The sequence below is a fragment of the Microbacterium sp. AG790 genome, from assembly GCF_003634765.1.
Lineage (GTDB): Bacteria > Actinomycetota > Actinomycetes > Actinomycetales > Microbacteriaceae > Microbacterium.
On record NZ_RBWZ01000006.1, the window covers coordinates 995,160 to 1,014,384 of the forward strand.

At 70.6% G+C, this 19,225-nt stretch carries 19 protein-coding genes; 12 read left to right on the forward strand and 7 right to left on the reverse strand.

Annotation, left to right across the window (positions count from 1 at the left end):
* Window positions 1-198 precede the first annotated feature (198 nt).
* From DEU37_RS05225 to DEU37_RS05235, 3 genes are all read right to left on the reverse strand, one after another.
* Window positions 199-1,188: a hypothetical protein gene (locus tag DEU37_RS05225; protein ID WP_147424852.1), complete on the reverse strand. Its 990-nt coding sequence runs from the start codon at window positions 1,186-1,188 to the stop codon at window positions 199-201.
* Window positions 1,189-1,478: 290 nt separating this feature from the next.
* Window positions 1,479-3,038: a cell wall metabolism sensor histidine kinase WalK gene (locus DEU37_RS05230; protein WP_121189534.1), complete on the reverse strand. Its 1,560-nt coding sequence runs from the start codon at window positions 3,036-3,038 to the stop codon at window positions 1,479-1,481.
* Window positions 3,035-3,769 carry a response regulator transcription factor gene (locus tag DEU37_RS05235; protein WP_121189652.1) on the reverse strand — a complete coding sequence of 245 codons (735 nt, stop codon included), beginning with the start codon at window positions 3,767-3,769 and terminating at the stop codon, window positions 3,035-3,037. Before DEU37_RS05235 ends, DEU37_RS05230 begins: the two co-directional genes overlap by 4 nt.
* 123 nt (window positions 3,770-3,892) lie before the next feature.
* Between DEU37_RS05235 and DEU37_RS05240 the strand changes: the two genes are divergently transcribed.
* Window positions 3,893-4,906: a magnesium and cobalt transport protein CorA gene (locus DEU37_RS05240; RefSeq protein WP_121189535.1), complete on the forward strand. Its 1,014-nt coding sequence runs from the start codon at window positions 3,893-3,895 to the stop codon at window positions 4,904-4,906.
* 111 nt (window positions 4,907-5,017) lie between these two features.
* On the opposite strand, the gene gndA is transcribed toward DEU37_RS05240, so the two are convergent.
* Both gndA and DEU37_RS05250 read right to left on the reverse strand, forming a co-directional pair.
* Window positions 5,018-6,511 (reverse strand): NADP-dependent phosphogluconate dehydrogenase, encoded by a 1,494-nt coding sequence (gene gndA / locus DEU37_RS05245; RefSeq protein WP_121189536.1) that lies wholly within the window; start codon window positions 6,509-6,511, stop codon window positions 5,018-5,020.
* A 28-nt stretch (window positions 6,512-6,539) separates the two neighbouring features.
* A complete protein-coding gene (locus DEU37_RS05250) occupies window positions 6,540-7,469 on the reverse strand; it encodes an NAD(P)-dependent oxidoreductase (protein ID WP_121189537.1) in 930 nt (309 codons plus the stop codon).
* Window positions 7,470-7,570: 101 nt separating this feature from the next.
* Between DEU37_RS05250 and DEU37_RS05255 the strand changes: the two genes are divergently transcribed.
* From DEU37_RS05255 to DEU37_RS05270, 4 genes are all read left to right on the forward strand, one after another.
* A complete protein-coding gene (locus DEU37_RS05255; protein ID WP_121189538.1) occupies window positions 7,571-8,632 on the forward strand; it encodes a D-2-hydroxyacid dehydrogenase in 1,062 nt (353 codons plus the stop codon).
* A gap of 37 nt (window positions 8,633-8,669) precedes the next feature.
* Complete coding sequence (locus tag DEU37_RS05260; RefSeq protein WP_121189539.1) at window positions 8,670-9,467, forward strand: IclR family transcriptional regulator; 798 nt, start codon at window positions 8,670-8,672, stop codon at window positions 9,465-9,467.
* A 133-nt stretch (window positions 9,468-9,600) separates the two neighbouring features.
* A complete protein-coding gene (locus tag DEU37_RS05265; RefSeq protein WP_121189540.1) occupies window positions 9,601-11,019 on the forward strand; it encodes an MFS transporter in 1,419 nt (472 codons plus the stop codon).
* Window positions 11,020-11,047: 28 nt separating this feature from the next.
* A complete protein-coding gene (locus tag DEU37_RS05270; RefSeq protein WP_121189541.1) occupies window positions 11,048-11,782 on the forward strand; it encodes a fumarylacetoacetate hydrolase family protein in 735 nt (244 codons plus the stop codon).
* 16 nt (window positions 11,783-11,798) lie between these two features.
* On the opposite strand, the gene DEU37_RS05275 is transcribed toward DEU37_RS05270, so the two are convergent.
* Window positions 11,799-12,503 carry a FadR/GntR family transcriptional regulator gene (locus DEU37_RS05275; protein WP_121189542.1) on the reverse strand — a complete coding sequence of 235 codons (705 nt, stop codon included), beginning with the start codon at window positions 12,501-12,503 and terminating at the stop codon, window positions 11,799-11,801.
* A 166-nt stretch (window positions 12,504-12,669) separates the two neighbouring features.
* Between DEU37_RS05275 and DEU37_RS05280 the strand changes: the two genes are divergently transcribed.
* The 7 genes from DEU37_RS05280 to pth all read left to right on the forward strand — a co-directional run bounded on the left by DEU37_RS05280 (window position 12,670) and on the right by pth (window position 18,595).
* Complete coding sequence (locus DEU37_RS05280) at window positions 12,670-14,055, forward strand: GntP family permease (protein WP_121189543.1); 1,386 nt, start codon at window positions 12,670-12,672, stop codon at window positions 14,053-14,055.
* Window positions 14,048-14,815, forward strand: a complete 768-nt coding sequence (locus tag DEU37_RS05285) for an SDR family oxidoreductase (protein ID WP_121189544.1) — start codon at window positions 14,048-14,050, stop codon at window positions 14,813-14,815. Before DEU37_RS05280 ends, DEU37_RS05285 begins: the two co-directional genes overlap by 8 nt.
* A 16-nt stretch (window positions 14,816-14,831) precedes the next feature.
* Window positions 14,832-15,860 carry a zinc-binding dehydrogenase gene (locus DEU37_RS05290; protein WP_121189545.1) on the forward strand — a complete coding sequence of 343 codons (1,029 nt, stop codon included), beginning with the start codon at window positions 14,832-14,834 and terminating at the stop codon, window positions 15,858-15,860.
* 2 nt (window positions 15,861-15,862) lie between these two features.
* Entirely contained in the window at window positions 15,863-16,369 is a 507-nt protein-coding gene (locus DEU37_RS05295) for a gluconokinase (RefSeq protein ID WP_121189546.1), read from the forward strand.
* A gap of 84 nt (window positions 16,370-16,453) precedes the next feature.
* Window positions 16,454-16,870 (forward strand): shikimate kinase, encoded by a 417-nt coding sequence (locus DEU37_RS05300; protein WP_121189653.1) that lies wholly within the window; start codon window positions 16,454-16,456, stop codon window positions 16,868-16,870.
* A 440-nt stretch (window positions 16,871-17,310) separates the two neighbouring features.
* Window positions 17,311-17,928, forward strand: a complete 618-nt coding sequence (locus tag DEU37_RS05305) for a 50S ribosomal protein L25/general stress protein Ctc (RefSeq protein WP_061682942.1) — start codon at window positions 17,311-17,313, stop codon at window positions 17,926-17,928.
* Window positions 17,929-18,010: 82 nt separating this feature from the next.
* Window positions 18,011-18,595, forward strand: coding sequence for an aminoacyl-tRNA hydrolase (gene pth / locus DEU37_RS05310; protein WP_121189547.1), 585 nt, complete (start codon window positions 18,011-18,013; stop codon window positions 18,593-18,595).
* A gap of 36 nt (window positions 18,596-18,631) precedes the next feature.
* Here pth and DEU37_RS05315 read toward each other — a convergent pair whose 3' ends face one another.
* Window positions 18,632-19,192 (reverse strand): hypothetical protein, encoded by a 561-nt coding sequence (locus DEU37_RS05315; protein ID WP_121189548.1) that lies wholly within the window; start codon window positions 19,190-19,192, stop codon window positions 18,632-18,634.
* Between the last annotated feature and the right edge of the window lie 33 nt (window positions 19,193-19,225).

Below are 19,225 nucleotides of genomic sequence, written 5' to 3' on the forward strand. Positions count from 1 at the left end.
CTGCGCAGACGGGCGCGAGGATGCCGCACGTTGCGCCACCCTTGCGAAATACTCACGTGGGGGTGGGCGTGGGGGTGGGCGTGGGCGTGGGCGTGGGCGTGGGCGTGGGCGTGGGCGTGGGGGTGGGCCTGCGCAGAGGCGGCGGCGTGGCGCGCGCGTCCGCCCGGGGCGCGCCGCTGACGGCGGCCCTGCCGCGTCTCAGCTGAGCTGGCCGCGCCAGCCGCGGCGCTCGAGCACGGCGCGCACGACGCGGGCTCCATCGGCGCCGCGTCCACGGATCTGACTAGCGCCCAGCCGCACGAGTTCGTAGCCGGCGGCCGCGTAGGCGGCGTGCTTCTGAAGGTCGCGCAGCCACTGCTCTCGCGACGTGCGATGGTGATCGCCCTCGATCTCGACGATCACCGCATACCGCTCGTAGAGCGCGTCGGCGATGCCGAGCAGCCGCCCCGACGCGTCTCGGATCTCGGCATCCAGCACCGGCTCCGGCAGCGCCTCGCCGAGCGCGAGAAGACGGAAGTCCGTCTCCAGCGGCGACATGGCGCCCACGCGGATCTCGTCGAGTGCGCGCAGAAGGATGCCGCGACGACGACGGCCGGGTGCCTGTGCCGCGGCGAGAAGCTCCGCCGGGGTCGCCAGTTGCTGCCCGGGCAGACGCCGCGCGCGCTCATCCCGGGGGATGCGGACGATCGCGTCACCGATCCTCACGAGGTCGCGAAACGACACCGTGTCGGCGAGATACGCCCAGGTCGTGGCCGGACTGGTCGCGCGGATGCCGCTGCACATGACCACGCTCGCGAGCGTGGGAGACAGCTTCACGCCGCGCACGCCCGGCCGCCGCGGCGCACGGTGAGGAGCCAGGACACCCACGCACAGCTGGTCGCCGGGATCGCACGGAAGATCCCAGGCCACCGCGGCCGACCGCCCGGCGAGGAAGGCATGGGCGGGCGCGACCGCGAGGCACGCGGCGGCGTCCGAGAGCACGATCGCGCGTCCGCGTCGAGAATGCTCGGCCGCTCCGACGGTGCTCGCGTCGGCGGGCAGCGGTCGTCCGCGTCGGCGGACGCCGTGGAACGGGCGCTCGAGGTCCCGCGACCGCAACCTGGCCGGCGTGATCCCGGCTTCGAGCGCTGCGGCAACGGTGAAGACCTCCCCGAGGTCAGCGTCCAACGGGCCCGGGCGTCTCGACATGACCCGACTCTGGCGCGTCACCGGCGCCGCGAGTCGCGGCATCCCGCGGTCTGTGGATCCCGCGGCTTATCCCCTCGCGGGGGAGGAGCCCACGGCGTGCGCATTCGCGGTGTCACGATCTGCGGCTCGGACCTGCCTCATGCCGCCGAATGCGCCCCCTTTCGGCGCGCGCCGCCCGGCGCGGCGGATGCGGTGTCGCAATCTGCGGGCTCGGATGTCGGGACACCGCAGAACGCGCCACCTCTCTCCGCAGCCGAGGCGCCCGCCGAACCTCGGCGCGCACAGCCGGGTCAGACCGGTGCGTCGGCCGTGCGCGGCACCGCCGGCCGGGCCGGCAGTCGCACTTCGAAGACCGTCCGTCCGGGCGCACTGTCGACGGAGATCGTGCCGTGGTGCGCTGTCATGATCGCCCGTGCGATCGATAGCCCCAAGCCGGTGCCACCGGTCTGCCGCGCCCGCGACGTGTCGCCGCGGGAGAATCGCTCGAACAGCGCATCGACGATGGCGGGGTCGATGCCGGGACCGTCGTCGGCGATCCGCACCACGGCGTCGCTGCCCTCGACGGCCACGCCGGCTGTGACGGTGGTTCCCGCGGGCGTGTGCACGCGGGCGTTGGTCAACAGGTTGGCCACCACCTGGTGCAGACGCATCGCATCTCCGGCGACGACGACCGGCTCCTCCGCGGCATCCAGCTCCCACTGGTGGGCGGGGCCGGCGGCCTGTGCGTCGGCGACACTGTCGACGACGACTCGGGTGAGGTCGACGGCGCCGTAGACCAGCTCTTTGCCCTCGTCGAGGCGGGCCAGCAGCAGAAGATCCTCCACCAGCGCGGTCATCCGCAGCGATGCGGACTGGATGCGCTCCAGGCTCTGCTCGGACTGCTCCGCGCTGATCGCCACCTGTGCCGGTGTCGCCTCGTCGCCCGCAGCCTGCACCGTGCGCAGTGAGCGCAGCGACAGTTCGGAGTAGCCGCGAATGGCGGCCAGCGGGGTGCGCAGCTCATGGCTGGCGTCGGCGACGAACGAGCGCATGCGCTCCTCGTTGCGCTGGCGCGCCGCGAGCGAGGCGTCGACATGATCGAGCAGGGTGTTCAACGCCGCGCCGACGCGTCCGATCTCGTCGGTCGCATCTGCCTCGGATGCCGGGACGCGTTCGGAGATGGTCACGTCGCCCGAATCCAGCGGTTGGCCGGCGACGCGGGTGGCCGTGGCTGCGACGGCGCGCAGCGGACGGAGGGAGTAGCGGATCACGAGTGCGATGACCGCGGCAAGAAGAAGCAGGCCGCCCGTGGTCACAAGGGCGACCGTCGTGAGGATCTGCGCGATGGTCGAGCTCACGGTCGACAGGGGCAGCCCGACCATGATGATGTCGTTGCCGACGCCGGCGATGAACAGACGGTACGTCCCCACGGTGTCGATCGTGACGGTGGTGTACTGCGCGTTGTCCTTCGTGAACGAGGCGATGATCTGATTGACCTGGGCATCGCTGAGGCTGACCACCTTGTCGTTGCCCGACTGGTAGGCGCCGTCGATGCCCGTGATGCGTGATTTCACGACGAGCAGGATGTCCGACGTGTTCAGCCGGCTCTTGGTCAGCACGTCGTACGCGTCGGCGGGACCGGTGAGGTTGGTCTGCCAACCGACGATCTGCGAGGCGACCCGCTGCACGGCGACCTGCACCTGGTTGTCCAGCTGAGCCGAGAGGATGTTGCCGAGGATCGCGCTGGTGGCCACGCCGATCATGGCGAGGATCAGCGCGACCATACCGACCACCGTGGCGATCAAGCGGGTCTGCAGGCTCCACTTCACCCGGCGGCGCGGGTGCGCGGGGGCATCCGCCGCGCCGTTCACTGCGGGGCTTTGATCATGTAGCCCACACCGCGGACGGTGTGGATGAGGGGATCCCGACCGGCGTCGATCTTCTTGCGGAGGTAGGAGATGTACAGTTCGACGACCGATGAGCGCCCGCCGAAGTCGTAGTTCCAGACGCGGTCCAGGATCTGCGCTTTCGACACGACGCGACGCTGGTTGCGCATGAGGAAGCGCAGCAGCTCGAATTCGGTCGCCGTCAGCTCGATCTCCGCGCTGCCGCGCATGACCTCGTGCGAGTCCTCGTTGAGCGTCAGCTCGCCCACGCGCAGCACGGGGTCGGCGCCTCCTGCCGTGGCGGTACCCGCGCGGCGCATCAGTCCGCGCAGGCGTGCGACGACCTCCTCCAGGCTGAAGGGCTTCGTCACGTAGTCGTCGCCGCCGGCGGTGAGCCCCGCGACACGGTCGGCGACGGCATCCTTGGCCGTGAGGAAGAGCACGGGCACGTCGTTGCCCGCGTGACGCAGCCGCTGCAGCACCGCCATGCCGTCGAGGTCGGGCATCATGATGTCGAGCACCATCGCGTCGGGATCGAACTCGCGGGCCTGGGCGAGAGCATCGAACCCGGATCCCGCCGTGCGGACCTCCCAGCCCTCCATGCGCAGCGCCATCGACAGCAGATCCGTGAGCATCTGCTCGTCGTCGACGACGAGGACGCGAAGCGCCGACCCGTCGGGGCGGTGCAGGACAGGGGAGGCGGCGAGAGCGGTCATGGCATCCATTCTCCTGACCTGTCTGTGAGCAGCCTATGGTGCGCGCTGTGAGGAGCCTATGTGTGCGCGAGGCAGCAGCCGAGCAACGGTTGTGCCCGTGTCGACGGCCCTAGGGTTGCTCTCATGGCTCAGCCCCAGTGCGTCGTCTACGACGGCGGCATCGCTCACCCCACCGACGCCGCTCCGGCCGATGCGCTCGCCGAGGCGCGCCGCCGGGGCGGGATGCTCTGGGTCGGCCTGAGTGCCCCGAGTGCTGACGAGGTGAGTGCGCTCGCCGACGTGCTGCAGCTGGAACGGCTCGGCGTCGCGACGGCGCTGCGCACTCATCAGCGGTCGAAGCTCGAGCGCTTCGGCGATCACCTGTTCGTCGTCGTCCAGCCCTCCCAGTACGACGAGCCGACCGAGACGGTGCAGTGCCGCGAAGTCGACCTCTTCGTCGGCCCCGACTTCTTCGTCGTCATCTCCGGCGACGGCGCGGTCGACATCGATCGGCTGCGGGCGCTGCTCGACGAGCATCCCGACATCGCGGCTCGAGGGCCCCTGGGCGTGCTCTGGGGAACGTTCGAGTACGTCACGCGCGGGTACCGGTCCGTCATGGACGAGATCGAGCACGACATCGACGAGATCGAGGAGGAGCTGTTCGGGGAGGACGAGGGCGTCTCCCGGCGGATCTTCGCCCTGCAGCGCGAGGTCATCGACCTGCGGCACGCGACGGCGCCGCTGCCGACCATCATGGATCGACTCGAGCACTACGTGGCGAGTCGCAACCCCAGCGGCGAGGCGCCGGGATACCGGGAGATCGCCGACCGCGCACGCTACATCGACGCCCGCGTGGCGGCGTTCCGCGAGACGCTCGACAACGCCCTCACGATCCACGCGACGCTGGTCGATCAGCGTCGTAACGATCAGATGAGCGAGATGACGCGCCGAAGCATCGAGCAGAACGACCAGGTGAAGAAGATCTCGTCGTGGGCGGCCATCGGCTTCGCTCCCACTCTCGTCGCCGGCATCTACGGGATGAACTTCCAGCACATGCCCGAGCTGGCCTGGCCGTGGGGCTACCCCTTCGCGCTCGGGCTCATGGTCGCGGTGAGCGCGGGGCTCTACCTCGTCTTCAAGAAGAAGGACTGGATCTAGGCGTTTCGACGGGCAGCTGCGCTGCTCGCTCGACGACCGGTGGGTTCCTCTCCCGATCGTCGAGCGAGCGCAGCGAGCCGAAACGTCCTCGCTTGAGCGCGTCGCCGGCGGTCAGTGGGTGTCTTCGGCCTCGACCTCGGTGCGGTCACCCGACCACAGCGTGTGGAAGGTGCCGTCCTTGTCGATGCGCTTGTAGGTGTGCGCACCGAAGAAGTCGCGCTGACCCTGAATGAGGGCGGCGGGAAGGCGGCGGGCGCGCAGCCCGTCGTAGTAGGCCAGCGACGACGAGAAGGCGGGAGCAGGGATGCCGGATGCCGCAGCCAGGGCGACGATGTTGCGCCACGCATCCTGCGCGCGCGTGAGGGCGTCGACGAAGTAGGGCGCCGTCAGCAGAACGGCGAGGTCCGGCTCGGCCTGGTAGGCGTCGGCGATGCGGTTGAGGAACTGGGCGCGGATGATGCAGCCGGCGCGCCAGATCTTGCTGACCGCGCCGAGGTCGATCGACCAGTCGTAGTGGGCCGCTCCGGCGCGGATCTCGTCGAAGCCCTGAGAGTAGGCGACGATCTTCGACGCGTACAGCGCCAGACGCACCTGCTCGATGAAGGCGTCGGCGTCGGCGCCGGTGAGGTGCTCGCCCGTCGACTCGTCCGGCCCGGGCAGTGCGCCCGAGATGGAACGCTGCTCGGGGTGGCTCGACAGCGATCGGGCGAAGACGGCCTCCGCGATACCGGACACCGGCACACCCAGGTCGATCGCGGTCTGCACGGTCCAGCCGCCGGTGCCCTTCGCGCCGGCCTGGTCGAGGATGACGTCCACCAGCGGGGCGCCGGTCTCGGCGTCGACCTGGCGGAGCACCTCGGCGGTGATCTCGATCAGGTAGCTCTCCAGCTCGCCCGTGTTCCACTCGGCGAAGACGTCGGCGATCTCGGCGGGCGACTTGCCCGTGGCGCGGCGGATGAGGTCGTAGGCCTCCGCGATGAGCTGCATGTCGGCGTACTCGATGCCGTTGTGCACCATCTTCACGAAGTGGCCGGCCCCGTCGTGGCCGATGTGGGTCACGCAGGGCTCGCCTTCGGCGACCGCCGCGATCGAGCGGAGGATCGGACCGAGGGTGACCCACGCTTCGTCGGGGCCGCCGGGCATGAGCGACGGGCCGAGGAGCGCGCCCTCCTCGCCGCCGGAGACACCCATTCCCACGAAGTTGAACCCGCGCTCGCGCACGGCCTTCTCGCGACGGATGGTGTCGGTGAACAGCGCGTTGCCGCCGTCGATGATGATGTCGCCGGGCTCGAACACGTTCATCAGCTCGTCGATGACGGCGTCGGTGGGGCCGCCCGCCTTCACCATGATGAGCGCCGTGCGCGGCTTCTGCAGGCTCGCGGCGAACTCCTCGTACGAGAACGCGGGGACGAAGCCGGCCTCGGGGTGCTCGGCGATGAGCTCGTCGGTCTTGGAGCGCGAGCGGTTGTAGACCGCGACGGTGTTCCCCTCCCGCGACGCCAGATTGCGGGCGAGGTTCGAGCCCATCACCGCGAGCCCGACGACTCCGATGTTGGCCGTGGGTGACACGGGCGTGGTGGACTCGGCAGCGGTCTGTTCGGGCACGTCGAACTCCTCAGGGTCGGTCGGGGATTCACGTCTCAGCGTAGTCCGCCCCGGCCGCCGTGGGCGCCCCGAGACGTCTGGCCGTCAGGCGACGCGTGACCGAGATGTCGCGGTCGCCGAGGCCCGCGTCCACGATCTCGTCGAAGAGCGCGCGCAACGCGGGCAGCAGGGCGGTCGCGGTGTGTGTGGATGCCGCGACGTCGGCGGCGAAGCCCAGATCCTTCACCATGTAGGCGGCGGCTCCCGAGGGGCTGTCGTCACCGGCGACGAGGCGGTCCTTGCGGCTTGCCAACAGGTTCGACCCCGCGTAGCCGCCCGCCAGCAGCGACCACAGCGCGTCGAGATCGAGCCCCGATCGCGCGGCGAGCTCTGTCGCCTCTCCGAGAGCGACGATGGTCGCGGCGACGACGAGCTGGTTGCAGGCCTTCGCGACCTCGCCGGCGCCCAGGGGGCCGAGGTGGACGGGCGTGCCGCAGGGGGAGAGGATCTGTGCGGCCAGGGCGGCGTCGGCATCCGTCCCGCCGAGCATGATCGACAGTGTGCCGGCGCTCGCGCCGTCGACGCCTCCCGAGACCGGGCAGTCCACGACCCGCACACGGCCCCCGCTCTGCCGATGGAGTCGTTCGGCGATCGCGCGCACGCCGGTGGGTGAAGAGGTCGAACCGATCAGCAGGAGCAGGTCTCCGGCGCCGGCGAGCAGGCCGTCGTCGCCGTCGAGGAGCTTCTCGAGGTCGGGGAGGTCGGGCAGCATGACGAGAACGGCGTCGCTCTGCGCGGCGAGCTCGCGGGGCGTGCCCGCGGCGCGCGCGCCGACGTCGACGAGATCGGGCCGCGGTGCGCGCGACCAGATCGCCAGCCGCCCGCGGGCGCTGATGAGGTGGTGTGCCATCGGCGTGCCCATGGCGCCGGTGCCGATCATTCCGAGGCGGACGTCCTCCGCTGTGAGAGACGATGTCATGACGACACTGTAGACAAAGTCCAACAGGATGGACAGGGTTCAGTAAAATGAACCTGCGATAGAGTGGCCGCCGACCACGTCCACCCGATGAAGGGAAACGAATGTCGGATCACGCCGTCCGCACACTGCGCGCCGTCGCCGCCGTACCGCTGCGGGAGGACCTGTGCCGACTGATCGAGCAGCTGGAGCCGCGCGTCCACATGGTTCGGGAGCCCGAGCTGCTTCCGCCCATGCGCGGCGCCGCCGACTGGTCCGGCGACCCCGCGTTCCGGCGCACGCCCGCCCAGCAGCGCCGCTTCGACGACCTGGTCGACTCGGCCGACGCCTTGTTCGGCATCCCGGATGTCGATCCGGCGGCGCTCGCACGCACGGTCGCGGCCAATCCGCGGCTGCGGTGGGTCATGACCACGGCGGCCGGTGGCGGCGCGCAGGTGCGGGAAGCGGCGCTTGCGCCCGAGGCGCTGCGGCGCATCGTCTTCTCGACCACCGCCGGTGTCCACGGGGGAGCGCTCGCCGAGTTCGCGGTGTTCGGCGTGCTCGCCGGTGCGAAGGACCTGCCGCGTCTGCGCGCCGACCAGGACTCCCACACGTGGCCACTGCGATGGCAGATGCGCCAGCTCGATGAGATGACGGTGCTGATCGTCGGGCTCGGCGGCATCGGGTCGGCCTGTGCGCGGCGCTTCGCCGCCCTCGGCGCGACGGTGTGGGGCACGACCCGTTCGGGGGAGTCGGTGGAGGGCGTGGACCGCCTCGTTCCGCTGGAGGAGCTCGCGTCGGCGATCTCTCAGGTGGATGCCGTCGTGGTGACGCTGCCGGGCACGACGCAGACCCACCATCTCATCGACGCCGCCCTCCTGTCGGCGGCGCGTCCGGGGCTGATCCTGGCCAGCGTCGGACGCGGCAGCGTCATCGATGAGGCGGCGTTGCTGCAGGCGCTGGACGATGGCACGGTCTCTTTCGCCGCCCTCGACGTCTTCGAGGCGGAGCCGCTCGCGCAGGACTCGCCGTTGTGGTCGCACCCCCGCGTTCTGGTGAGTCCACACACGGCCGCGCTCAACGCTCAGGAGGAGGAGCGGATCGCCCGCCGGTTCGCAGCCGACGCGACGCGTCTGCTCGATGGCGCCGCGTTGCACGCCGTTGTCGATACGGTCGAGTTCTACTGACATCGACGCGCGGCGGCGTGCGTCGTGAAGGAGGACCATGACCGACGACCTCGACGACCGCGCGGTACGCGACCCCGCTCCCGCCGTCACCCGTGGCATCCGCCTGCTCGAACTCCTCGCGGATGCGGGGCGCCCGCTGACGCTGACCGAGATCGCGGGAGGACTGGGCCTGGCCAAGTCCTCGACCGCGAACCTGTGCCTGGCGCTGGAGGCGGCGCGCATGATCGAGCGGGGTGCGCAGGGCTATCGCCTGGGCCTGCGCACCGCCGAGCTCGGCGGAGCCTTCGCCGCGCAGTTCAATCAGGTGCGCGAGTTCTACGGTGTCTGTGACGCGTCACCGGTCCTCGCGGCCGAGCTCGTGCAGGTGGCGATCCTCGACGGGGCCGACGCGCTCTACATCGCCCGGCACGAGGGCTCGCGCGCGGTGCGGATCGGCACGCCGCTCGGCTCCCGCCTTCCGGCGGCCCTGAGTGCGACCGGGCGGGCCATGCTGTCCACGCTCTCGGATGCCGAGGTCACCGCGCTCGTGGGCGCCGATGCCGCCTCGCGGTCCGCCGCCGACCCGGCGGGTCGTGAGCTCAGCGGGCTGCTGCGGCGCCTCGCGGACGTGCGCGAGCGCGGCTGGGCGCTGGATGCCGAGGAATCGTGGCCCGGCATCGTCGGGGTGGCCGTGCCGCTGGAAGGGTGGGCGCCGGGCGACCCGCAGCTCGCCATCGGCGTGGGACTGCCTGCGGGTGAGGCGGACGAGCGCCGCATCGCGGAGGTGGCGGCCGCGCTCAACGACGCTGCGCGCCAGCTCACGAATCCGTTCAGCGCGGCCGCCCGTCGGGAGTGAGTGTCGCGACCGATCGCCGCCGGCGTGAGGTGTCGCAGCCGGGTTCGGAACACCTGAATCCAACATATTGAACATCGTTCACTGGGTTGATACTCTGATCGCACACGCGGCCGTGCCGTGCCGATCAAAGGAGATGGCAGTGACAGACCTTCGAACCCCGGTGGACACCACCTCGGACGACCCCGGATACGCGGCGAACCTGCGACGGGCGACTCTGGCATCCAGCATCGGCAGCGCTCTGGAGTACTTCGACTTCGCTCTGTACGGGCTGTCCACGGCGCTCATCTTCAACGTGCTGTTCTTCTCGCAGGACGATCCGGCGATGGCGACCGTCGCGGCCTTCGCCACGTTCGGCGTGGGCTTCGTGGCCCGCCCGTTCGGTGGATTGTTCTTCGGGGTGCTCGGCGACCGTCTCGGACGCAAGTGGGTGCTCGTCATCACGATCCTCCTCATGGGTGGCGCGTCCACCGCGATCGGGCTGCTGCCCACCTACGCTCAGATCGGGCTCTGGGCACCCGCGCTGCTGGTGCTCATGCGCCTGCTGCAGGGCTTCGGCGCCGGAGCCGAGCAGGCGGGCGCCACGGTGCTGATGGCGGAGTACGCCCCCGTGCGCCGACGCGGCTTCTTCTCCGCACTGCCGTTCATCGGCATCCAGGCGGGCACTCTCCTCGCCGCCGTGGTCTTCAGCCTGATCACGCTCCTGCCGGAGGATCAGCTGCTCTCCTGGGGATGGCGCGTTCCGTTCCTCTGCTCCTTCGCGCTCATCCTGGTCGCGCTGTTCATCCGCATGCGCCTGCGCGAGACCCCGACGTTCGTCGAGCTCGAAAAGCACGAGCAGGTCAGCGACCGTCCGATTCGCGAGATCTTCGGTCACGGGCTGCCGGGGGTCATCGTCGGCATCGGCCTGCGCATGGCCGAGAACGGCGGCTCCTACATGCTGAACACCCTCGCGCTGACCTTCTTCGTCGCCGTCGCGGGATCGGGCGCCGACAAGAGCCTGCTCACGTGGGGCGTCACGCTCGGCTCCTTGCTGGGCATCTTCACGGTGCCGCTGTCGGGGGCCTTGTCGGACCGCTGGGGTCGTCGCACGGTCTACCGGATGGGCGCGCTGTTCCTGCTGCTGTATTCCTTCCCGGCGTGGTGGCTGTTGACGCTCGGCAACTACGCGATCGCCATCGCGGTGATCGCGGTGGGCATCGGATTTGGAGTGAACGTGATGCTCGGACCGCAGTGCGCCCTGCTCCCGGAGATGTTCGGCAACCGCCATCGCTATCTCGGGGTCGCGATGGCGCGCGAGCTGTCGGCGGTGCTGGCCGGCGGGCTGGCGGGCGTGCTCGGGGCCTACCTCATCGCCGTGAGCGGCGGCAACTGGGTGCTGCTCGGCATCTACATGGCCACGCTCGCCCTGATCACGACGGCGGCCACCTTCCTTGTGCCGGAGACTCTCCGGCGAGACCTCACACGCACCGACGACGCGGTGAAGGTGTCGCGAGACGAGGCCGGCGAGGGCGTGTCGTCGACGACGGTGACCATCCGGACGGTGCGCTGGTGATGCGCCGCATCGGAGCAGGAGCGCCCTCGTGCTGATCGGGAGGGCGCTGATCGACGGCAAGAGCGTCGACGTGCGGTGGAGTCCCGAGGGGCCCGTGCCGATCTCGTTCCCCGATGACGGCGACGCCACCGGAGGGCTTCCGCGTGACGTCGCAGCGCCCCGTCCGGATGCCGAGATGATCGCCCCGGCGGCTCCTCTGGTGCTCGTCGGGATCGCGCAGAACGGGCCCGGTCATCCCGCTCCGGTGCAGGCGTGGTTGAAGAGTCCGCGCACCATCGTCCCGTCGGGGCGCTGCGTGCGGTTGCGCCGCGATGCCGGTCGGAGCGTGGCCGAGGGGGAGATCGCCGTCGTGATCGGTCGTGACTGCACGGCTCTGACGGCGGCGACGGCCGACCGGTTCGTGCGCGGCGTGACCGCGGTCAACGATCTCTCCAGTCCCGATCGAGCGGCGATCGACGTCCGCAACTTCGAATCGAAGTCGGGGGTCGGCTACACGCCGCTCGGGCCGTGGATCGATACGCGGGCCGACATCGACCACGTCGCCCTGCGCCTCGAGATCGACGGTGCGGTCGTGGCGCAGACGGATGCCGGGGCCCTGCCCGTCTCCATTCGCGAGTGTCTGGCCTACGTCGCGTCGTGGACGACGCTCGGCCCGGGCGACGTCGTCATGACCGGAGCGCCGTTCAGCGCCGCTCCGATCGAGCCGGGTCAGCGCGTCGACGTGATCGTCGGTGATGTGAGGCTGACCACGCCCACATCCTGATGATGCTGCCCGCGCCTCAGAGGTGGGCGACTTCGCCGGACACGAGCGTCAGGTGCTCGCGTGCCGAGGCCTCGGCGCCCGCGCCGTCGCGCTCCACGATCGCCTGCGCGGTCGCGACGTGCGCTTCCAGGGTGCCCACGCGCGGCAGGCTCGGCGTGAGGCCGCGCACCGCCCGGCCGCGGAGGATCTCGGCGATCGGCTCGCTGAGCTTGCCGAAGAGGGGATTGCCGCCGGCGCGCAGCAGAAGCGAGTGGTAGGCGATATCCGCCTCGAGGTACTCCTCGGAGTCGCCGAGCCCCTGTGCGCCGAGCTCGTTCAGCCGCGTGGCCCAGCTCAGGAGCAGCTCGCGTTCGGTGTCGTCGGCCCGCTCGGCCGCCAGGCGCGCCGCGACGGGTTCCACTGCGGCGCGCAGCTCGGTCAGCTCTCGGAGCACGTCGTGGCGACGCGGACCGTCCAGGCTCCACTCGATGACGGTGGCGTCGAGGCTGTCCCACTCTTCGCGCGGGCGCACGACGAGTCCCACCCGGCGTCGAGACCGGAGCAGGCCGTGGGCTTCGAGCACGCGCACCGCTTCGCGTACGACGGTGCGAGAGGCGGAGAACTCCTGCTCGAGTGCGGCGACCGTCATTCCGGCCCCGGGTGCGAGCGTGCCGCCGGCGATCCGGCGGCCGAGGGTCTCGACGATGTGCGCGTGCGACGCGGTCGGGGCGGTGGTGGGCATCGGCGTCCTTCTGTCACGGGACACGCTACCGGGAGGCGGCGCCTCCCGCGGGGTAAGCGCCAGAAAAGTACGACTATTCGCTTGCGATAAGTACTACTTTTGTGAAACGGTGGTCGCGCCGCCGGGAACGACCCCGGCGTATGGACGATTCATCGGAGAAGCCCCCATGCAAGAGTGGACGCAGACGCTCGGCGCCGTTCCGCTGCTGCTCATCGCAGCCGGCGCCATCGCGCTCATCCTGATCCTCATCATCTGGGCGCGGATGCACGCCTTCCTCGTGCTCGTGCTCGTCTCGCTGCTGACGGCGCTGGCGACCGGCATCCCGATCGACGGGGTAGGCAAAGTCCTCATCGACAGCTTCAGCGGCACCGTCGGCGCCGTCGCCCTGCTGGTCGGGCTCGGGGCGATGCTGGGGGCGCTCGTGGAGACCTCGGGCGGCGCTCGCGTGCTGGCCGAGAAGATGGTGTCCGTCTTCGGCGAGAAGCGGGCAGCCTTCGCGCTCGGCGTTGCGTCGCTCATCATGGGCTTCCCGATGTTCTTCGACGCCGGTCTGATCGTGATGCTCCCGGTGATCTTCGCCGTCGGACGGCACATCGGCGGCAAGCACATGCTGCTGTACGGCATCAGTGCCGCGGCCGCCTTCTCGGTGATGCACGTCTTCGTGCCGCCGCACCCCGGCCCGATCACCGCGAGCGAGACGTACGGGGCGAACCTCGGGCTCGTGCTCGTCATCGGACTCGTCGTGGCCCTGCCCACGTGGTATCTCACGGGCTACCTGTGGGCGAGGTTCACCGACAAGCGCATTCCTCTGGCGATCGTCGACCTCTTCGGCGGCCGCGACGTCGATCCGGTCAACCCGCCCAAGGCCGGCACGGTCATCGGCGTGCTCGCCATCCCGCTCGTGCTGATCCTGCTCAACACGGGGATCTCGGCACTGGTGTCGGCCGGCGTCGTCGAGGGCTCGCTCGTCTGGGTGCAGGCGTTGCGCCTGATCGGCACGAGCCAGATCGCTCTGCTCATCTCCGTGTTCATCGCGCTGTTCGTGCTCGGCACCCGCCGCGGCGTGCACGGGAGCGCACTCGAGAAGATCGTCGACTCCGCCCTCGGGCCGATCTGCTCGGTCGTGCTCATCACGGGCGCCGGCGGCATGTTCGGCGGCGTGCTGCGGGCCTCGGGCATTGGTTCGGCGCTTTCGGACTCGCTCTCCTCCCTCGGCATCCCCGTGATCTTCGCGGCCTACCTCATCGCCGTCGTGCTGCGCGTGGCCCAGGGATCGGCGACGGTCGCACTGGTCACGGCGGCGGGCCTGGTCTCGCCCGCGGTCCTCGCCGCCGGCTTCAGCCCCCTGCAGGTGGCATGCGTCGTTCTGGCCACCGCCGCAGGCTCCGTGTTCGCCGGTCACGTCAACGACTCGGGCTTCTGGCTCGTCGGTCGCCTGATGGGCATGGATGTGAAGACCACGCTGAAGACCTGGACGGTGCAGCAGGCGCTCGAGTCGGTCGTCGGCTTCGCCTTCGTGCTCGTCATCTTCGGGGCGGTGTCCCTTGTCTGATCTGTTCGACCTCACCGGGCGCACCGCCCTGGTCACGGGGTCCTCCCGCGGCCTCGGCCAGAGCCTCGCGGCGGGGCTCGCCGAGGCCGGCGCGCACGTGATCGTCCACGGCCGCAGCAGCGAGGGCGTGGCGGAAAGCGCCGCCCTGCTGGCCGCGCAGACGGGCACTCTTCCCGAGACGGTCGTCTTCGACGTGACGGATGCCGCGGCCGTCGAAGTCGCTCTCGCCGACCTCGTCGCGCGCGTCGGCGTCCCCGACATCCTCGTCAACAACGCCGGCATCCAGCGGCGCGCGCCGTTCGCGGAGTTCTCGGTGTCCGACTGGGACGAGGTCATCGCCACGAACCTGTCCAGTGCGTTCTACGTGTCGCGCTTCGTCGTGCCGGGGATGATCGCGCGCGGCTCGGGCAAGATCATCAACATCGCCTCGGTGCAGTCGGCCCTGGCGCGACAAACGATCGCGCCGTACTCGGCGAGCAAGGGCGGCATCGCGCAGCTGTCGCGGGGGATGGCCGCCGACCTGGCACGCCACGGCATCCAGGTCAACACCCTGTCGCCGGGCTACTTCGCCACCGAGATGAATGCGGCCCTGGTCGCCGACGAGGACTTCACCGCCTGGGTCGCCCAGCGCACCCCGGCGGGCCGCTGGGGCCGTGTCGAGGAACTGCGCGGACCCCTGACCTTCCTCGCCTCGGCGGCGAGCGACTTCGTGAGCGGACAGAACCTGTTCGTCGACGGCGGCATGACCGCGGTCGTGTGATCGAGAGGAGCAACCCATGGATGCGGTCGTGATCAGAGGACGCCAGGACGTCGTGGTCGGACAGGTCGACGTGCCGCCGTGCGCCCCCGGACAGGTGCGCCTGCGGGTCGGTTACGTCGGCATCTGCGGCTCTGACCTGCACTACTACTTCGACGGGGCGAACGGGGCGTTCGTGGTGACCGAACCTCTGGTTCCCGGTCACGAGCTTGCGGGCTGGGTCGACGTCGATCCCTCGGGAACCTGGCCGTCCGGCACCCCCGTGACCGTGCATCCGGCGCGTTTCGGGCACTGTCTGCCCGCCATCGCGCAGGCGCCGCACCTGTGGCCCGGCGGCTCGTACCTCGGCAGCGCCTCGACCACCCCGCACACGCAGGGGGCGATGGCCGACTACCTCGTGGTCGACGCCGCGATGGTGCGTGTCCTGCCGGACACTCTTCCGGTGCGGCGTGCGACGCTGGCGGAGCCGCTCGCGGTGGCGCTGCACGGCGCCGGCCGCGCAGGTGATCTCCAGGGGGCCCGCGTGCTGGTGTGCGGGGCCGGGCCGATCGGACTGCTCGCCGTGGTCGCCGCCCGCGCGCGCGGCGCGGCCGTCGTCGACGTCAGCGACCTGCTGCCCGAGGCGCTCGATCGCGCCGTGGCACTCGGCGCCGATCGCACCTGGCGCGCCGGCAGCGACGATGTTCCCGTGGAGGCCTACGACGTGGTGCTCGAGTGCTCGGGCGCGGCGGCCGCGGTCAACACCGCCCTCGGCGCGGTGCGTCGGCGCGGCGTCGTCGTGCAGATCGGGATGCTGCCGAACGAGCCGCGTCCGATCAACCTCGCCCCCGTGGTCGCCAAAGAGGTGACGCTCACCGGTGCCTTCCGTTTCCTCGATGAGATGGAAGAGGCGATCGCTCTGCTGGATGCGCAGCCCGGCGTGGAGAGCGTCATCACGCACGAGTTCGCGCCCTCGAATGCCGAGGCGGCGTTCGAGACCGCTCGCGACTCGGCATCCAGCGCCAAGGTGATCGTGGCCATGGCGTCCGCGCGAGAGGCAGGGGAGTGAGCATGGCCTCCCGCGCACCGCGCATCGTCGTGATGGGCCCGAGCGGCTCGGGAAAGACCGCCGTCGGGGCCGCGCTGGCGGTCGACTTCGGCGTCGACTTCGTGGATGCCGACGACCTGCACCCCGCACACAACGTCGCCAAGATGGAGTCGGGCGTGCCGCTCGACGACGACGACCGCCGTCCCTGGCTCGACGTCGTCGGGCAGCGCCTGGCCTCGTCGCCCGGACTGGTCATGGCCTGTTCCGCTCTCGCGCGTCGCTATCGCGATCGCATCCGCACGGCCGCGCCCGATGCCCGCTTCGTCGAGCTCGTCGTGTCGCGCGAAGAGCTCGACCGCCGGATGCGCTCGCGCCAGCACTTCATGCCGGTGGCTCTCCTGGAGTCCCAGCTGGCGACGCTCGAGCACCTCGGTGCGGACGAGGACGGGGTCGCCGTCGAGAACATCGGGGGCATCATCGAGGTCGCCGCTCGCGCGCGCACCGCTCTCGACCAGGCAGACCGGCGATAGCGGGCACGGGTGGCGATGCGCGGGCGAGGTACGCTCGCATCGCGGGTCCGAGCGGTCGGTCCCGACGGGGCAGCGGAGGTGAAGATGGCGCGGGTCGTGCTGATGGGTTCGTCGGATGCCGCGGTCGAGCTCACCGGAGCTGCGCTCGCCGCGCGACTGCGCTCCCGCTACATCGACGGCGACGAGTTGCGACCGCCCGCGCGGCGACGGCGCCGGCGCGGTGAGACGATGCCGATCCCGTCCGACGCCGAGATCTGGCTGGACGCGCTTCGTCTCGTGCTCGTGGAGGCGGCCGCCGTCGTCGTGACGACCGGTCCCCTCACGCGCGTGGCCAGAGACGCCGTTCGCGCCCGTGTTCGCGACGTCGTGTTCGTCGAACTCGTCGGCCGAGACAGTGTCGGCGAGCCTCTGACGCAGGACGAGGCGGGCTTCCGTGTTGCCACGGGGGCTGATCTGCAGGTCGTCGTGGACCGGATCGCCGATCTGCTCACGGCGCGGTGATCTCGACGCCGCGTCGCGGATGCGGGCCGCGGCGGGAGCGGATCAGTCCTTGCGGTAGCCGGAGCGGCCGAGCGTGAAGAGTGCTCCGACGACGGCGACGGTCGCTCCCACCGACATCAGGCCGATGATCCACAGGAGTGCGTGCGACATCCAGCCGTAGTCCATGGGTTCCTCCGGAGTGAGAGACGAGTGAGCGGGGCCTCGGCCGCGCAAGCGCGCCCGTTCGGGCACCGTCTCCATCGTAGCGGCGTCGCTGGTAGACTGATGTCCTCCCTCGGCGAGGGATGCCGCGCGTTCGCGCATCGGCATCCGTGATCGACGCGGTGATGCGGGCCCACGCGGTTCGGACGCACAGTCCGGGCGGGCTCTCCTCACGTGACCACGTTCGAGTCGAGACCCAGACCCAGACCAGGGCGAGATGCCCGCAAGGAGAATCCATCATGTCGACCGAGACCGACACCAAGGTCATCGCCGAGCTTCGCGAGAACTTCGGCAAGGGCTTCGCCCGCCGCCTGCGCGCCGCGGGCAAGATCCCCGCCGTCATCTACGGCCACGGCACCGACCCGGTGCACGTCGCGCTGCCCGGCCACCAGGTCGCGCTGCTCGTGCGTCGCGCCAACGTCGTGCTCGAGCTGGAGATCGCCGGCGCGCAGCAGCTCACGCTGGTCAAGGACGTCCAGAAGGACCCCGTGCAGCAGATCATCGAGCACATCGACCTGCTCGTCGTGAAGAAGGGCGAGAAGGTTCAGGTCGACGTTCCCGTCGTCGTCGTCGGCGAGCCCTTCGCCGGCACGATCGTCAACCTCGACAACACGACCGTGTCGCTCGAGGTCGAGGCCACGCACATCCCCGAGAACGTCGAGGTCGACGTCGACGGGCTCGAGGAGGGCACGCACATCACGGCCGCCGACCTGAAGCTCCCGCGCGGTGCGGTGCTGGTCACCGACCGCGAGACCCTCATCGTCGCGATCTCCGCGCCGGCCACGGCCGAGGCCGACGAGATCGAGGCGGCCGACGAGGCCGTCGCCGAGGAGCAGTCGGAAGAGGCTGCCGAGTAATCGACGCATCATGAACGAAGCCCGTCGCCGCCGATACTGGTGGGGCGGGCTTCGTCGTGGATCGACCGGTGAGGATGTGAGCATGGCCGAAACGTGGCTGGTGGTGGGCCTGGGCAACCCCGGCGTCCGCTACGAGAACACGCGTCACAACGTGGGGCAGATGGTGATCGGTGAGCTCGCGTCACGGCGGGGGGAGACGTTGCGCGCGCACAAGGCGCACGCGCGTGTCGCGGAGAGCTGGCTCCGTCCGGGGGGTGCCAAGCTCGTGCTGGCGACCCCCAACTCGTACATGAACGTGTCGGGCGGGCCCGTGTCGCAGCTCGCGCGCTTCTACGACGTGCCCGCCGAACGCATCGTGCTCGTCCACGACGAGCTCGACATCCCGTTCGACACCATCAAGCTCAAGACCGGCGGCGGACACGGCGGCCACAACGGCATCCGCGATGTCGCCAAGGCCCTCGGCACGCCGGACTTCCCGCGCGTGCGTGTGGGGATCGGCCGCCCTCCGGGACGGCAGGATCCGGCGGAGTGGGTTCTCGATCCGTTCTCATCGACCGAGCGGGCCTCGCTGGCGCTGCTGATCTCGGACGCTGCCGACGCGGTCGAGCTGCTCGTCGAGGAGGGGCTGCTCGCCGCGCAGCAGAAGCATCACGCGCCGCGCGCCTGAGCCGACCGGTTCCGCCCGCCGAGCGGTCTGGAGACGTCAGGAGTAGCTGGGAATCGCGGCGACGACGCCGGCGAGAACGGCGAGCGTGACCGCGACGGCATAGACGATCGGCCCTGCCGCGGCGACGATGACGGCGCCGACGCCCTGCCCCCGTCCGCGACGGCTCGAGATCGCGACGATGCCCTGGATCAGTGCCCAGATGCCCAGGGCGGTTCCGGTCCAGAACCCGATCTCCGCCCACAGCACGAGCCCGCGCACGGGGCTCAGCAGGGCGAGGGTCTGATCGTCCGAGAGGTGTTCGAGGGAGCTGGTGGATGTCAGGCCGGCGTGGGCGACGGCGCCCGTCGCGGCGGCGAAGCTCGTGGTCGCGCTGAGCACCGAGGCCACAGCGACGGCGCAGATGGCGATGATCACCGCGATCGTGCCCAGAGCCTTCGAGGGGGCCGGCGGGGGCGTCGTCGCCGATGGCGGCAGATAGACCGGAGGAGCACCCGGCACGGACTGGACGTAGCCGCCGGCGTGCCATGCGGGGCCGCCCGGTCCCGGCGCTCCCGCCACGGCGGGCGGTACGGGGGCGTGCTGCGGGTTCTCGCTCACCAGCTCATCCTAGGGACAACCCCGGTGAGAGCA

Coding starts and splice junctions, on each gene's coding strand:
- DEU37_RS05225 (WP_147424852.1), bottom strand. CDS start 1,188: ATGTCGAGACGCCCGGGCCCGTTGGACGCTGACCTCGGGGAGGTCTTC.
- DEU37_RS05235 (WP_121189652.1), bottom strand. CDS start 3,769: ATGACCGCTCTCGCCGCCTCCCCTGTCCTGCACCGCCCCGACGGGTCG.
- DEU37_RS05240 (WP_121189535.1), top strand. CDS start 3,893: ATGGCTCAGCCCCAGTGCGTCGTCTACGACGGCGGCATCGCTCACCCC.
- DEU37_RS05250 (WP_121189537.1), bottom strand. CDS start 7,469: ATGACATCGTCTCTCACAGCGGAGGACGTCCGCCTCGGAATGATCGGC.
- DEU37_RS05255 (WP_121189538.1), top strand. CDS start 7,571: ATGTCGGATCACGCCGTCCGCACACTGCGCGCCGTCGCCGCCGTACCG.
- DEU37_RS05260 (WP_121189539.1), top strand. CDS start 8,670: ATGACCGACGACCTCGACGACCGCGCGGTACGCGACCCCGCTCCCGCC.
- DEU37_RS05265 (WP_121189540.1), top strand. CDS start 9,601: ATGGCAGTGACAGACCTTCGAACCCCGGTGGACACCACCTCGGACGAC.
- DEU37_RS05275 (WP_121189542.1), bottom strand. CDS start 12,503: ATGCCCACCACCGCCCCGACCGCGTCGCACGCGCACATCGTCGAGACC.
- DEU37_RS05280 (WP_121189543.1), top strand. CDS start 12,670: ATGCAAGAGTGGACGCAGACGCTCGGCGCCGTTCCGCTGCTGCTCATC.
- DEU37_RS05290 (WP_121189545.1), top strand. CDS start 14,832: ATGGATGCGGTCGTGATCAGAGGACGCCAGGACGTCGTGGTCGGACAG.
- DEU37_RS05295 (WP_121189546.1), top strand. CDS start 15,863: ATGGCCTCCCGCGCACCGCGCATCGTCGTGATGGGCCCGAGCGGCTCG.
- DEU37_RS05300 (WP_121189653.1), top strand. CDS start 16,454: ATGGCGCGGGTCGTGCTGATGGGTTCGTCGGATGCCGCGGTCGAGCTC.
- DEU37_RS05305 (WP_061682942.1), top strand. CDS start 17,311: ATGTCGACCGAGACCGACACCAAGGTCATCGCCGAGCTTCGCGAGAAC.
- pth (WP_121189547.1), top strand. CDS start 18,011: ATGGCCGAAACGTGGCTGGTGGTGGGCCTGGGCAACCCCGGCGTCCGC.